Genomic DNA, 14628 nt, shown 5'->3' with positions numbered 1-14628 from the left:
TTCATGTCCTCACACGCGGAAGTTGGCAATCAGGTTTTGCTGGTCTTGCGCCAAGTCAGCCAGAGATTCGCTGCTCGCCGCTGAAGCACGCGCTTCTTTCTCCGCTTCATACGCAACGTGCGCAATGCCGTTGATGTGTTCAGCCACGTCGATACTGACCTTGATTTGTTCTTCCGTCGCTTGTGCAACATGTACTGCCATTTCTTGAATGGCTTCCATGCGTGACACGATGTCTTGCAAGGTTTCATCTGTCAGGCGGGTTTGCGTTAAACACTCTTCCATCTGTTTCTGGCTCACGTTCATGGTTTCTGCCATGCGCGATGCGTTCCCTTGCAGGTTATTGATCATCTGCTGAATTTCTTCTGTCGAGCTCTGCGTGCGGTTCGCGAGGGCACGCACTTCATCAGCAACCACGGCGAAACCTCGACCATGTGAGCCTGCACGTGCCGCTTCAATCGCTGCGTTCAGGGCAAGCAAGTTGGTTTGCTCCGCGATTTCCTGGATCACGTGCAGAATTGAACCAATGTTACTGGAGTAATGGTTCAACTGCTGGGTGTTCGATACCGCTTCACTGATATTGCTGGAAAGCTGCTCGGTGAGCGTGCGGTTGCGAGAAACCTGCGAACGGCCGCTGTTGGCAGCTTGGTTGGTGTTTTCCACTTCCACCACGGTAAGCTCTGTTGAACGGGCTATTTCTTTCGCGCTGACTTCCATTTCAGAAATCGCAGCTGCAACCTGATCGGTGCGCGATTTTTGGTCTTCTACGCGAGACATCGCGCTGTCACTCACCGATGCGGCACGGCTGGCTTCGTCGAGCAGATGAGAAGCACCATCACCGAATTTCGAGAGGGTTTGTGACATGGTGTCTGCCAGCATGTCGATTGAGCGGCTGAGGTCGCCAAATTCATCGTTCGCAACATAGTTAGCGCGGGTACGCATATCGCCGCTGGTCATTTTCTCAAGCACATTAGTGATCACTGCCAATGGCTTCTGGATGCTACGCGTGATACTAAAACCAACCACGAGGCTGATCACTGCGGCGATAGAGGTCATCACAATGATGTAGAAAAGCGCCTCACGAACGGCATTTTCAGCATCAACACGACTTGTTGCAGCAAGTTGTTGGGCGTATTTGGCGTGGTCTTCTAACAATGATTGAATGTTGTCTGTTTGTTCTGTTGTTTTCTCACGTTCGAACTGCAGTTGACTGTTCACGGATTGTTGTTGTGCAAGGACATCCAGCAAGCCATTTTTATCCAAAGTGAGTACTTCAACTTTCTTCAAATTGCGTGCATAGCGTGCTTTCACATCGTCTTCAACAGAGATGAGCTCTAGACGTTTAAATGCGATTTCGATGTCTTTAGACAGGGCTTTGCGAAGCGCAACCAGATCGGTGCTTTGATCGGCACGGCGAACCAGTTTCAAGTCTCGCGCGATACCGCTGGTGATCAACTCTGCGCGATTATGCAATGAGCGCTTTACTGACGCTTTCTGCAGCAAAAGGTTTGCCGCCCATTGGTAGGTATCTTCAAGACGCAAGAACTTAAGATCAAGCGTTTCGCGTTCTTCTACCAAACGGTCGGATTGTTTTTGCAAATCAATCAGGACGGAAGCCTGTTCGAAGTAGCGCGACGACGCCGAAGAAATCTGGCGGATCTGCTGGCGTTCCTCATTAAGGTTCGCATTGAGCTGTGCATTGTTCAGCGTGTCGAAGAAGCGTTGCTTCTGGCGGTCGAATCGCTCATCAATGTTTGCAGCAATGGCTGGGTTATCTTGGAATGTGCTCACGAGAAGGTTCGTGTGCATCAACTGGGTAATAAGGTTGCCAGAGGTGACAACCATTGGCGTGGTTTGGTCGGTGATTTGCTCAACTTTGCTTTGAAGGGTATTTGCGTTGAATAAACTGACACTGCTTAGCAATGCAATCAACACAAACATTAAGGCAAAGCCCGCTATCGTTCTTTGTACGACGGACAACTTCATTGCTCTCTCACTCTACAATAGCCTGTGATGGGAAGATAAGTGCCAAAGCTTGGCAAAAATTCGCGCTTCTAAAAAATGGTACTTAAGCGTGAAAAATTGGTGGTGGATTGTGACATTAAACGTACCTATCGGCACGAGAGTTGATTGTCTTTAGCTTTTTTTTGTTATCAAACGCACAAATAATTCGCGACAGAAAATAAATGGAAGCAAGATCGGATTTACACTAGGAGGGATAAAGGTAGGGGGCATAAAAAAAGCCCCTTGCGGGGCTTTCTTGGAAATCGACAAACGCGAGGAGATTACCATTTCTTTTTAGGCGCAAAAAGCTCATCGAGCTCTTTGTTATCATTGTCTTTTGGTTTGGCAATTTCGTGACTTTTATTCAATGACTGCGTGATTTCTTCAAGCATGGCATTGAGCGATTCCTTTGCTGATTGGCAGTATGGATCGCTTTTTGAACTGACCACGTCGATTGCTTTCTTCAAAAGCTGTTGAGCTGTGCCCATTTGGCCTTTGATTTTGGCATCGTTAACACGCTTGAGCACGTTCTCGATGTTGATTTTCATCTGCATCTGTTCGAGGCGTGTGTTTTCAGCCACAAACTGTTGTGTTGGCATACGACCTTTGGTGTGCTCCGCTTTGATCACAGCACGTAGGCGCTTCACCAACTTCAACATGGAAATTGCTTCTCTGTCGCTGTCAGGAACGCGAAAAGAGGTTGAATCTTTGTTTTGGTATGTCTGCTTGATTTGATTAATTTGCCCTTGAACATCGGCAATTCGATTCTGCAAGGAGCGATCGGACTTGTCGAATTCATGCATTGTCTTCAACGCATCAAGGATTTTGTTGTTTAAACAAACAAGCAAAGACCCACTGTAGGGTAAGTTATGTGCATTACCGATCAGCTCTTCAGTGGCATCAATAACTGCAATATATTTTGCCATTTCTTGGCGCTTTGTTGACTCAACGCGTTGTTTCTGCTGAGCAATGATGTTGTAACCAACAATCAGGCCAAGCAAGATGACACATAAGCCAGCAATGAGGGCGATATTCATAAGCGAGCGTCGATATTCCCGGTTAAAACTAAGACGGCATAAGATACACGATCTGCTACTATGGTCATAGTTTGTTAATGCTATTTTCGATCTTAGCTAATATCTGGCGCTTCGTAATGTATTTCTGGCACTTAGTGCGTAATGACGCACGTTTATCGCCATTACTTTCATTACTTTATCTACGTTTAAAAAATTTCATCATCACACTAAAGAAAGCTTTAACAATTTCTGAGCGCTATGTGGCGGTTATCGGCACGAAAGCTACTTTCTTTGAACGGAAGGCGATATAAATTCACCTGTCCCTTTGTTTTTCTACGTTTTCTATGAAATTACAACAACTAAAATACATCGTTGAAGTCGTGAATAACGATCTAAATGTGTCTTCGACCGCAGAAAGTCTTTTTACGTCTCAGCCTGGTATCAGTAAGCAGATTCGTGCGCTGGAGGACGAGCTGGGCGTTAAAATTTTCGGCCGCAGTGGCAAACACCTCACCAAGCTAACCCCTGCAGGCGAACAGATTGTAGAGATTTCACGCGATATCTTATCTCGTGTAAACAGTATTAAGTCGGTCGCGCTTGAATACACCAACCCAGAAATGGGGCAACTGAATATCGCGACCACGCACACACAAGCACGCTATGCGCTGCCAACCGTGATTTCAGAATTTGTTCAGCGCTATCCGAAAGTGTCTTTGCACATGCACCAAGGCGCGCCAAGCCAAATCGCGGATTTCGTTTTAAAAGGGACGTCGGAATTTGCCATCGCCACGGAAGCCTCACACCTTTACGACGATCTGGTGATGCTGCCTTGTTATCATTGGACTCGCTCCCTGATTGTGCGTAAAGATCACCCTCTGGCAAACAGAACCACCCTTTCCATTCATGATATTGCGCGTTATTCGCTGGTGACGTATGTGTTTGGCTTTACGGGCAGATCGAGTCTCGACTCCGCGTTTGATCGCGCAAAACTCAAGCCAAAAATCGTGTTCACTGCCACCGATGCTGACGTGATCAAAACCTATGTTAGGTTAGGCGTCGGCATTGGTGTTATGGCAACCATGGCGTACGACAAAGAGCTTGATAATGATTTGGTGGCCATCGATGCCAGTCATATCTTTGATGCGAGCACGACGCGTATCGGCTTCCGTCGAGGCACAGCGCTGCGAAGCTATATGTATGACTTTATCGAGAGCTTTGCGCCGCATTTGACCCGTGAGAGGGTCGATTTCGCCATGACGCTCAAAGATGGTCATGACATTGAAAAGCTGTTTGCGGATATCGAACTCCCCGTAAGATAAAAAGTCCCGATAGTCAGCGTAGAATGCACGCTTAGGTATATACTGGTCGCCAACTGACGTGGTTCTTCCCGCATTTTTGTTGGCGATTGGAGTTAGCTTTGCCTCATCCCTGTTTTTCTCTTGCAGAACGTTTCCTCGCACTGGATGGTGCGTTGGCGCGACACCGTCCTTTTTGGCAAGGAATGCCGTTTGATTTTGCCGATTTGCCTTGGCGAAACACGTATCCTGAACTGTGTGATTGGTTGGATGACCAAACCTTAGCGTCTCTTTCGACACTTAAAGCGTCTCCAGAACAACTGACCGCCATGGTGAAGCAATGGCTACCAGAAGCCGAATCCTGGCTTACGTTATGTCACGTCAAAGAAAGTCACCATGCCGATCTGTATTGTGCTCCTCATTGGTCTGCAGGTATCCCGGGTCGCAAATGGTCTCAAATTGCGGCGTTCAATGCCGCTATGCCTAAAGCAAATGGACAACATTGGCTGGAATGGTGTGCAGGGAAAGGATATCTGGGGCGGGTTTTGTCGGTTTCTCGTCAATCCAATGTCACTAGCTTGGAATGGCAAGAGACGCTATGTCGTGATGGTCAGCAATACGCAGAAAAACACGAGTTAACCATGCACTTTGTTCAAGGTGACGCGTTTGCTCCTGAAAGCCAAAGGCTGGTTGACGCTTGTGACCATGCTGTCGCGTTGCACGCATGTGGTGACCTCCATGTCACCTTGCTGAAACACAGCGTGGCCGCAGAGAAGCAATCAGGTCCATCAACGGTCACTGTATCACCGTGTTGCTATCACCTTATTCAAGATAAGTGTTACCAGCCGCTTTCAACCCTGGCGAAAAATTCGACGTTGTCTCTTAGCAAGCATGATTTAAAACTGCCGCTGCAAGAGACAGTAACGGCGGGCCAAACGGTACAAAATAAACGCTATGTCGAAGTGACGTTCCGGTTGGGTTTTGATGCCTTGCAGCGTGCAATTACCGGTAGCGCGGCCTATTTGCCCGTTCCGAATGTGCAAAAATCACTGTTGAATGAGGGGTTTGAAGCGTTTTGTTACTGGGCTGCGGAACAAAAAGGGATTGTCATCCCCTCAGACACCGACTTTGCGGAGTACCACACACTGGGTGAAGCGCGCTTTCTACTGGTAGAAAAAATGGAAACGGTGCGCACCTTGTTCCGTCGTCCTTTGGAAATGTGGTTGGTATTAGATCGCGCACTGTATCTCACCGACAACGGCTTTGATGTGGATGTTTCAACGTTTTGTGAACGCGCACTAACACCAAGAAATTTACTCATACACGCGACGCGAATCCAACGATAGGGGAGCGGCGTTAAGTGTCCTTTTTAATTGAGATGATGACTGTGATGGAAAGAAATCACTGATGGAAATGACTGTCGAACAAACCCTGCTTGTCATGCTCGCGTTGGGTGCAGGTGCATTTGTGCAAAGCTTGATTGGTTTTGGGTTGGCCATCGTTGCTGCGCCTATCGTGATGATGATTGAGCCGACGCTTGTGCCGAGTGCAGTCACTATGGTGACCTTGTGTCTTGCCAGCATTAATACGTGGCAATATCGCCGACAAATTTCATTGAAGGGATTGGGTTGGGCGTTTATTGGGCGTATTCCGGGTACGTTTGTCGCCGGCGTGATGCTGATTTACTTATCACTGAATGTGCTTGAAATAGCAATGGGTGTGGCGGTGCTATTCGCTGTCGTGGCAAGCGTGTTTAAGTTTTCTGTCGAACCCAATAACAAAAACATGTTTTGGGCAGGTTTCACTGCGGCGGTAATGGGTACCACCACCAGTATTGGCGGGCCGCCAATGGCATTGGTCTTGCAAAAAATGGACGTGGCGATGATGCGTGCAAACCTTGCAGGCTACTTCGTGTTTAGCTGTGTGATTTCGTTGGTGGTTCTCGCCATGACAGGGTATTTCAACCTTTGGCATGTGAAGGTCAGTTTGATGTCGTTGCCGATCGTGTTTGTCTCGTCTTGGGTCGCGTTTCGCATCGCCCCGCACATTCGTGCGGAATGGGTAAGATATGGACTCTTAGTGCTTTGTTCGTTCGCGGGTATCACGACGCTGATTCGTGGTATTTCAGCGTAAGCAGTTAAACCCCATTTATCTTCTCTTCCTATGAGATACAACAAGATCAAAAAAGCCGACATCGTGTCGGCTTTTTCATTGTTCAGCAAACTACTTTGGTAACACGTTGAATTAGAACTTCAGGCTAACCTGCATACCGATGAACTGATGGTCATACGGTGCGCCAGCATCCAGAGCAAACTGAGCAGCGTCTTGGTTATCAAACCAAGGGTTGTAGTTCATGTTCACTTCCGTATCACCTTGCCACATGTCCGTGATCCAGTGGTGAATATGTCCTACTGGGTTCAGGAAGAACAAGCTCACCCCGCCCAGCGTATCTGAACCAAGCACTTCGCCGCCATCTGCAACGATGTCTTGCTCAGTGAGGTACATCCATTCACCCACCGCCGCACCAAATAGAGGTGTCACAATAATGTCTTGGATAGACGGTACTTCTGCGAATGACTCTACACCGTATTCCCAGAAAAACGTGGACATGGTGAAGGAGTAAACGAAGGATTCCCACTCGTTAAAGCCTGAGTGACGTGCTGCGGTGTAGTAAACACCACCAAAGTACGGATGCATCACATAGTTTAGGTAGTGATCATCTTTATCCCATACAGGGCCTTCAGAGACGTTGTCCCACCATTTGCTTGCCAAGTTACTGAAATCGCGGTCTTCCGCTGTCCAGTTAGTCACGCTTTCCGGCAGCAGAGTCATCATACCGACAGTGGCAACGCTCAAACCCAGGATTGTATAGGTTTGACCCATCAAGTAGTCCCAGTCTTTTTCAGGTGCTGTTGATAGGTATTTTGGCAAAGCGTGTCTTGGTTGATCGTGGAAGCCTAGTGTATTCGAAGACTCCAAAGGTTTATCGCTCAGCGATGCGGGTGCAAAGCCATAGCTGTTAGCGTAAACGCTAGCCTGCTGTTCAAAATTGATGGTCGTTGAGTCAAAAGCAAAAGCAGATTGAGCACAAAGTAAAGCGGCCGCAGCCACGGTTGAGCAATAGCGCACGTAGGATCTCCCACACAACAAAATGCCAAACCTAATGGCCTCTCGAAGAGGGATAGGCTTGGCAGCGAAAATTTAGGTCATGAAAGCGTTAACTAAGCGAGTGCTACGCGAAACATCCTTGCTCAAGACACCGCTAGGGGGCGTTTTCTCTCAATTGATACTAAGTGCCAATTGTGATGCAACCACAGTAAAGCCGCCAATCATAGCAAGTGATAGGCCAATATTTCCACCAAAAACTTGATACTTGTCGCGGTTTAATTTTGCCTGACGGACCTTACGTGCCATTAAAACGGGAAGTACGACAGCAAGCAGGACAAGCGCGATGGCAGCATACCCTAAAGCTGCAACGAACCCTTGCGGATAGAACAATGCAATGAGCATAGGTGGAACGAAGGTCATTAAACCTGTTTGTAAACGACCACTTACGGTGTTATTTCGCTTTAACGCATCAGACAGAAAATCAAACAAACCGAGACTGACACCTAAAAACGATGTGGCGAGTGCAAGATCTGCAAACAACGAAATGACTGAGGTAATGTAGGGAGAAGTCACTACTTGGCTCATTGCGTTAATAAATTCAGGCAGTTGGTCGTTGTTGAGTAACGAGTTTTGGCTTAGCACGCCAAAGCTTACGCCTTGCCACAACAAATAAATGATGAGCGGAAGCGAAGAACCAAACAGCATGACTTTTCGCAAGGTACGAATGTTTAACCCTGTGTAAGCCACCACTGAAGGAATACTGCCGTGAAAGCCAAACGACGTGAACATCACGGGAATGGCGGCGATGGCAAGACCTTGGTCGATAGGAAGCTCTGTGAGATGCAGCATAGAGATGTGTGGGGTGAGAAGGCCGAGTGACACGCAGAGCAGTGCAATTTTGAGCAGAAACAGGCATCGGTTAATGAAATCTACCTTGTGTGTGCCAAGCATCACCGCGCCTGCAATGATGAAGGTAAACAAGAAGGTACCCATCGAATCTGGTAACGCGCTGTTAGAGAAAGCAATAAGTTTGGCGTTCAATTGGCTGCCGCCACCTGCAATGTAAGCGGCACAAAGCGCATACAAGAGAAACAAGGTTGCAAAGGTCGCGAGGATTTGGCCCTTACGACCCAGAAATTGACGCGCCAGACTGTTGAGGGTGGCACCTTCGTGTGCGTGCTGGTGGATTTCTAACATAAGTAGTGCTGTGTAACTCATGAGTAGCCACATAGCGACCATAATGAAAGAGGATTGAACGAATCCTAACCCTGCTGATGCAAGGGGGAGAGCGAGCATGCCAGCACCTATGGTCGTGCCAGCGATAATGAGGGTACTTCCGACTAATTTACTGCGCATAATGTCGACTTTAATAAGTGTAAATTAATATTCACATGATGGATTTCGTTTGGGTGGGCATGAATGAGGCCAGCCAAAGACTATGCTTAATAAATCTGGCCTGTGGTGTTGGGTCAGATTTTGAATGAGTGTAACAGATGTAAAACATGTGGTGTAACTAAAAGTGTACAATTATGCAAGTTGCGGTGTGGGTCGGCTTCTGGGCATAATGAAATAAGTTGAACGCACACAAGGAGATAGCGGTGGGTCAGAGTAAACTTCGGGTTGCCATGTTAAGTACGGGAGAAGAAGTACTGCATGGAGATATCACTGATACCAATGCTGCATGGCTTTCAAGACGTTGCTTTGAAGAAGGCTTTGCCATGCATCGACGCGTGACGGTGGGAGATTCCTTAGATGAACTTGCGATTGAATTGGTGCGTTGTAGCCAGGTTTCAGACATCGTGATCGTGAACGGTGGGCTTGGTCCCACCACTGACGATCTCACCACAGAAGCCATGGCGATGGCGATGAATGTGGATGTTGAGCTCAATGCGCATTGGCTTTCTGAAATGAAAGCACGCTTTGAGAAAAACGGGAAAACTATGCCCAAGAGCAACATCAAACAAGCGATGCTGCCCGAAGGTGCGGAGCTCATCGATAACCCCGTTGGCAGTGCGTGTGGATTTGTGGCCACGTTAAATGATTGCTTATTCTTCTTTACGCCCGGTGTGCCTAGCGAATTCAAGCAAATGTTCGACAACGAAATTCTGCCGCAACTGCAAACGCAATTTCCTAATAACCTTAAGCTAGAAATTCAGCGTCTTTACACGTTTGGACTTTCTGAGTCTTTGTTGAATGACAGGCTGGAGCCGCTAGAACTGCCTGATCTGTTTGAGATTGGCTATCGTTCGGCGTTGCCGTTCATTGAGGTAAAACTCTTTTCTCCTCGTCAGCACTCTGACATTTCGTTAATCACGGATGCGATACGTAAGATTTTAGCGGATCACATGGTCGGTGATGGCGTGCCTATGTTGGAGTCTGTTGGCGGATTACTGGCTCAGAGCGGTCAAACCGTGGCGGTGGCAGAAAAATTCACAGGTGGGTATCTAGCAAATTGGTTCAATCAATCTGCCATGACGAAAGACGCCTTGGTGCAAGGTTGGGTGTTGAACGAAAATGCGTTGAATACTGATGGCGACTATAACCCGCTTGCAGCGGTGTTAGCGATGGCGACCGCCTCTCGAGAAAATGCGGGTGCCCACCTTGGTCTTGCTTGTGGGAATGCGGCTAACGGCGAAGTGGCGCTTGGATTGTCGACCGTCGAAGGGGATTGGGGGATGATCGTTAAAACCCGCCGTTCACTCACCCATGAAGATTTTCGCTGTTATGCCTCTACCATGCTGATGGATATGTTACGCCGTTACTTGCAAGGTAAAGAGGTGTTTGGCGAGATTAGCTCTCTGATAACACTTGAATCGCTATTTATTCCCGTCGAAGACGAGCCCATTGATGCTCAATAATGGGTGCGCATAACAAAAGATAAGCAGAGTAACGGATACGCATAAAAAGTGAGGCACTCAGCCTCACTTTTTCGTTTGTTGGGAGGGTGGCGCTAAATCATTATCCCAATGAAAATAGGAAGTTAAGCCGCGTAAATATTGAGATCCAGTGCCTTTGCTACTTCTGCAATCATGCGTTGGGCGCGGACACTGTTCCCCGACTCATCGAGAGGTGGCGAAAAGGCGGCAATGCCAAGTTTGCCCGGACACACGGCGAGTAAGCCACCGCCCACACCACTTTTCCCCGGTAACCCGACTTCAAATGCCCAGTCTCCCGAATAGTCGTAAAGCCCCTCCATGGTCATCTCTGCCAGAATATGTGGGACATTTTCCGGGGTAAGCACCTGCTCACCAGAAAGCGGGTTTTTGCCGTGGTTGGCCAGTGTTGCGCTCATTGCGGCGAGATCTTTGCAGGTCACCAATGTAGAGCATTGTCGGGTGTAGACCTCACACGCCTCCATAGGATCGCAGAAACAATTTCCTGCCGCATATAAAAGCCATGCGATGCCGCGATTATGGAAATTCGTGGTTTGTTCGGATTCATTAATGGCATCGGAAAGCACCACGTTGCCTGCTGTCATTCGCCGTTGGATATCAAGGATGCGTGCCCAACGTTCTTCACCAGATGATGCATTCAATAAGCTTACACTGGCCATTGCTCCGGCGTTCACGAGTGGAGAGAGAGGTTTGTCTTGGTGCTCGCACAACGCAAGTACTGAGTTGAAAGGTAAGCCTGTGGGCTCAGCGCCGATTTTCTCTCTGACCGTTTCTGGGCCGACGTCTTCCATCAATAAAGACAGGGTCGCGACTTTCGAAATGGATTCGATCGCAAAGCCATAGTCACTGTCTCCCGCTTTATAGATTTCACCCTTTGCCGTGACGATAACGAGAGCAGCAAGCCGAGATGGCACTGAGTCCAAATAGGGAATATAGCTCGCGTTCTCACCACCAGGTAAGGAGTGATAGAGAGAGAAGGTTTTATCCACGAGTGCTTGAAGCTCTGTGGCGGAAAGAGGCACGCTCATTATTGTGCTCCTTGGTTTTCTTTGTGGTTCGCAGTCACTGACTCTGTGTGTAAGTCTGAATGATTTTGCACTCCTGGATGCACCCCTTCAATTTGCCAAGTGAAGGGCGCAAAGTCGGAATTTTCTTCACGCCAATGGGGTTTTCGAATGGCATAAATCACCAGAGGAATCGTGATGAACACGGCACTCAAGCCAACAAGAATCGAAATGAACACTGTCGGGCTACCAACTGCAATTTGGCTCGGGGGGATAAAGCTGAACGCGAAAGCCGTCAAAGATGCGGTGAAACCCACGCCGGCAATTATATAGAGGCCAGTTTTACCGCCCGGCACATTGTAGGGACGTGGACGATTTGGCTGGCTGAATCTGAGGTAAATCGCAGAGGAGAACATCAACATATACAGGATGAGGTAAATCACCGCGGCGAGTTGGCTTAAAATTTGGTACGCCGCTTCCACTGAGGGCAACACCACAAAGGTGACCGCAAGGAAACTCACTATGATGCCTTGCACCAAAAGAATGTGTGTCGCCATGCCATTCTTGTTGGTGTGTTGCCAAAAGCGCGGCATGTACCCCGCCTTTGCTACTTCAAGTAACCCCGTTGAAGGCCCAGCAACCCACGTCACGATGCCCGCGAGAACACCAATGGCTAAGCAAATTGCCATCACGGGCGCGAGGAAGCCCAAGCCTGCCCAATGGAACATATCGAAGTACGCCACCAACAAACTTTGTGTGAGGTTGATTTCAGTGCTTGGGATAACAAACGCAATGGCGAGCGTACCCATGATGAATATCACCACTGTGCCCAATGCTGCCATACCGATGGCGAGCGGGTATGAGCGAGTAGGGTTATCAAGATCCTTCACGTGGATGGCGTTCATTTCCATGCCAGCATAGAACAGGAAAATACTGGCGGCGAGCACCACATTGTTGAAGTTAGAGAAGTCAGGGATCAGTTCTGACCACGAGAGATCGATTTGGATCTTCGCGCCACTAAAGTAAAACGCAAAACCCAAAATGATCAGAATGATGGCAGGAATAATCGTTCCAATGATACCACCCCATTTTGAAAGCAAGGTGAACGCCGACACGCCTTTGAATGCAACAAAGGTCGCGAACCAATAGATGGCCAACACGATAGCGAGGACGAAGAACTTATTCTGGGACAAGGCGGCATCAAAGGTTTGATCTGGCCCAATGAACGCGAGAGAGACTGCGCCAAACGTGAGGGCGGTGGGGAACCACACGCACACCTGCACAAAAAGTAAAAACATCGCCATAAATGCCAAACGAGGACCAAAGGCTTCGCCAACCCATCGGAAGATACCGCCTTTTTCGGGCCAGCCTGTGGCGAGTTCAGCCGCCACCAAAGAGACGGGCACCAAGAAGAATGCAGCCGCAAATACGTAGTAGAAAACTGAACTCAGGCCATACTCTGCTTCTGCTGGTAAACCACGAAGACTCACGACAGCCACGATGTTCATGATGGCGAAGGTGAAAACGCTAATTTTTCCTGCTTGTTTTAAATTCGCAGTGGAGGGGGCTTTCTTATTCATACGAGTCGTCCTTCAATCATTCTGACCATCTTGGTGATGGTCAGGCGTGATCAAATAAGAGTGTGTTGTTAACGGTTACCCGTTGTTGAACTTAGTTAGCTATGTCAGTCAGGTCTGCGCGCGCGTTTTCATTAAGGCGTTCATCCATGATGGAATGTGGAGGTTGCGCCAGAGTGAACTTGCGGATATTGCTCGAAGTATTCGACACAACGCTTGAGATCTTCGAGCATGAGCGATGCCATATCGAGGCTAACACCGTGTCGGATCATGATGCGTTGAATCACGGTATCCTGTCGGTTACCGGGGAGTGGATAGGAAGCAATCTGCCAACCCCGCATGCGCATGCGGTCTGAAAGGTCATAGAGCGTAAACCCCCAATCGCCTTCTTTTAGGCTGTAGCTAAGCGCGGGCAGTCCGCCCCGACCATCGTAGAAAAGATCGAAAGGTCCGATTTTGGCGATTTCATCTGCCAGCCATTGTGCGGTGCTGAGGCAGGCCTCTTGAATGCCTTTATAGCCGTCAAAGCCAAGGCGCAGAAAGTTATAGTATTGTGCGACGATTTGTCCGCCAGGGCGTGAGAAATTGAGGGCGAAAGTTGGCATATGGCCCCCTAAATAATCCACATCAAAGACGAGTTCATCAGGAAGGTGTGCGGCGTCACGCCAAACCACCCAGCCCACACCTAGCGGGGCGAGACCGTATTTGTGCCCTGAGCTATTGATAGAGACAACACGAGGTAGCCTAAAATCCCACTTCAACTCGGGGTTTACGAATGGGGCAATGAACCCGCCCGATGCGCCATCAACATGAATGGGCACATCAATGCCTTTCTCGGCGTGCAGTTCATCGAGTTTTTGCGAGATCACTTCAACGGGTTCAAACACACAGGTGTAAGTCACGCCAAGTGTCGGCACAACGCCAATGGTATTTTCATCGACATACTCTGTGAGCTTGTCGGGGTTAATGCAGACTTCGTCACCATCGAGTGGGATCTCGCGCATCTCAACATCAAAGTAGCGGGCAAATTTGTGCCAGCAAATCTGAACCGGTCCACACACAATGTTGGGCTTATCGGTCGTGAGCCCTTGTGCTTCTCGTTTTTTTCTCCAACGCCATTTCATCGCAAGGCCACCCAACATGGCCGCTTCTGACGAGCCTGTGGTTGAACATCCCACCGTGGTTTCGCTTTCTTGGCTATTCCAAAGCTTGGCAAGAATGTGTACGCAACGTGATTCAATTTCGGCGGTTTGAGGATACTCGTCTTTATCGATCATGTTTTTATCGATGCAAACATCCATGATTTCGTGAACACTGGGCTCCATCCATGTCGAGCAAAACGTCGCGAGATTTTGGCGCGCATTGCCATCCATTAGAAGCTCATCTTTCAATAGTTGTGCAACGAGATCAGCGGGCTGGCTTTCTTGGGGTAGTGAGAATTTGGGTAGTTGTTTTCGAGAGAGGACTTCTTCGTAGAGGTCATCGCAGTTCTCGCCTTTTTCTTTCCCGTAGTGCAATCCCATCAGTGTTGCTCCTCAATGTGCTCTTTATGTCGGTGTCTTGGTCACCCCTTTTTAGAGATGCCTCTGCTTTTTAGAGATGCCGTTGTATAAGGGGATACAAGCGGTAATAAACACAGATAGGTATAGTCAAAAAATGCTGCGACGGATGTCCTTTGTGTAAGCGATAACCCTCATTTGGTGAGAAAGATGGAGGCGTGTGAATTTTTTATC

11 protein-coding genes are annotated in these 14628 nt (G+C 48.5%); 4 read left to right on the top strand and 7 right to left on the bottom strand.

Features of this window, described 5'->3' with window-relative positions; translation table 11 throughout:
• Positions 1–9 precede the first annotated feature (9 nt).
• Entirely contained in the window at positions 10–1983 is a 1974-nt protein-coding gene (locus BM082_RS06740; RefSeq protein ID WP_017012836.1) for a methyl-accepting chemotaxis protein, read from the bottom strand.
• A gap of 299 nt (positions 1984–2282) precedes the next feature.
• A complete protein-coding gene (locus BM082_RS06735) occupies positions 2283–3038 on the bottom strand; it encodes a hypothetical protein (RefSeq protein ID WP_017011594.1) in 756 nt (251 codons plus the stop codon).
• A 323-nt stretch (positions 3039–3361) separates the two neighbouring features.
• Here BM082_RS06735 and cysB point away from each other — a divergent pair, with 323 nt between their 5' ends.
• From cysB to BM082_RS06720, 3 genes are all read left to right on the top strand, one after another.
• The gene (cysB, locus tag BM082_RS06730; RefSeq protein WP_017012837.1) at positions 3362–4336 is read left to right on the top strand and encodes an HTH-type transcriptional regulator CysB; all 975 of its coding nucleotides are present in this window, start codon (positions 3362–3364) and stop codon (positions 4334–4336) included.
• A 98-nt stretch (positions 4337–4434) separates the two neighbouring features.
• Positions 4435–5658 (top strand): methyltransferase, encoded by a 1224-nt coding sequence (locus tag BM082_RS06725; RefSeq protein WP_017012838.1) that lies wholly within the window; start codon positions 4435–4437, stop codon positions 5656–5658.
• Between the two features lie 61 nt (positions 5659–5719).
• Positions 5720–6445 (top strand): sulfite exporter TauE/SafE family protein, encoded by a 726-nt coding sequence (locus BM082_RS06720; RefSeq protein WP_017011591.1) that lies wholly within the window; start codon positions 5720–5722, stop codon positions 6443–6445.
• A 111-nt stretch (positions 6446–6556) separates the two neighbouring features.
• Here the strand turns inward: BM082_RS06720 and BM082_RS06715 are convergent, their stop codons facing one another.
• Entirely contained in the window at positions 6557–7441 is an 885-nt protein-coding gene (locus BM082_RS06715) for a DUF3943 domain-containing protein (protein WP_017012839.1), read from the bottom strand.
• 150 nt (positions 7442–7591) lie between these two features.
• Complete coding sequence (locus BM082_RS06710) at positions 7592–8776, bottom strand: aromatic amino acid transport family protein (protein WP_017012840.1); 1185 nt, start codon at positions 8774–8776, stop codon at positions 7592–7594.
• Positions 8777–9018: 242 nt separating this feature from the next.
• Here BM082_RS06710 and BM082_RS06705 point away from each other — a divergent pair, with 242 nt between their 5' ends.
• Entirely contained in the window at positions 9019–10278 is a 1260-nt protein-coding gene (locus BM082_RS06705; RefSeq protein ID WP_241903751.1) for a CinA family nicotinamide mononucleotide deamidase-related protein, read from the top strand.
• A 122-nt stretch (positions 10279–10400) separates the two neighbouring features.
• On the opposite strand, the gene glsA is transcribed toward BM082_RS06705, so the two are convergent.
• The 3 genes from glsA to gad all read right to left on the bottom strand — a co-directional run bounded on the left by glsA (position 10401) and on the right by gad (position 14418).
• Positions 10401–11342, bottom strand: coding sequence for a glutaminase A (gene glsA / locus BM082_RS06700; RefSeq protein ID WP_017015946.1), 942 nt, complete (start codon positions 11340–11342; stop codon positions 10401–10403).
• Positions 11342–12898, bottom strand: a complete 1557-nt coding sequence (gene gadC / locus BM082_RS06695; protein WP_017012843.1) for a glutamine/gamma-aminobutyrate antiporter GadC — start codon at positions 12896–12898, stop codon at positions 11342–11344. Before gadC ends, glsA begins: the two co-directional genes overlap by 1 nt.
• A 140-nt stretch (positions 12899–13038) precedes the next feature.
• Complete coding sequence (gad, locus tag BM082_RS06690) at positions 13039–14418, bottom strand: glutamate decarboxylase (protein WP_074926069.1); 1380 nt, start codon at positions 14416–14418, stop codon at positions 13039–13041.
• Positions 14419–14628: the final 210 nt, after the last annotated feature.

It is taken from the genome of Enterovibrio norvegicus DSM 15893 (genome assembly GCF_900115495.1).
Lineage (GTDB): Bacteria > Pseudomonadota > Gammaproteobacteria > Enterobacterales > Vibrionaceae > Enterovibrio > Enterovibrio norvegicus.
This window is presented reverse-complemented; position numbering and strand designations above follow the sequence as displayed.

What these genes read in the sequence shown, in the direction of transcription:
- BM082_RS06710 (WP_017012840.1), bottom strand. Translation starts at nt 8,776, where the DNA reads ATGCGCAGTAAATTAGTCGGAAGTACCCTCATTATCGCTGGCACGACC.
- BM082_RS06720 (WP_017011591.1), top strand. Translation starts at nt 5,720, where the DNA reads ATGGAAATGACTGTCGAACAAACCCTGCTTGTCATGCTCGCGTTGGGT.
- BM082_RS06740 (WP_017012836.1), bottom strand. Translation starts at nt 1,983, where the DNA reads ATGAAGTTGTCCGTCGTACAAAGAACGATAGCGGGCTTTGCCTTAATG.
- glsA (WP_017015946.1), bottom strand. Translation starts at nt 11,342, where the DNA reads ATGAGCGTGCCTCTTTCCGCCACAGAGCTTCAAGCACTCGTGGATAAA.
- gadC (WP_017012843.1), bottom strand. Translation starts at nt 12,898, where the DNA reads ATGAATAAGAAAGCCCCCTCCACTGCGAATTTAAAACAAGCAGGAAAA.
- BM082_RS06735 (WP_017011594.1), bottom strand. Translation starts at nt 3,038, where the DNA reads ATGAATATCGCCCTCATTGCTGGCTTATGTGTCATCTTGCTTGGCCTG.
- cysB (WP_017012837.1), top strand. Translation starts at nt 3,362, where the DNA reads ATGAAATTACAACAACTAAAATACATCGTTGAAGTCGTGAATAACGAT.
- gad (WP_074926069.1), bottom strand. Translation starts at nt 14,418, where the DNA reads ATGGGATTGCACTACGGGAAAGAAAAAGGCGAGAACTGCGATGACCTC.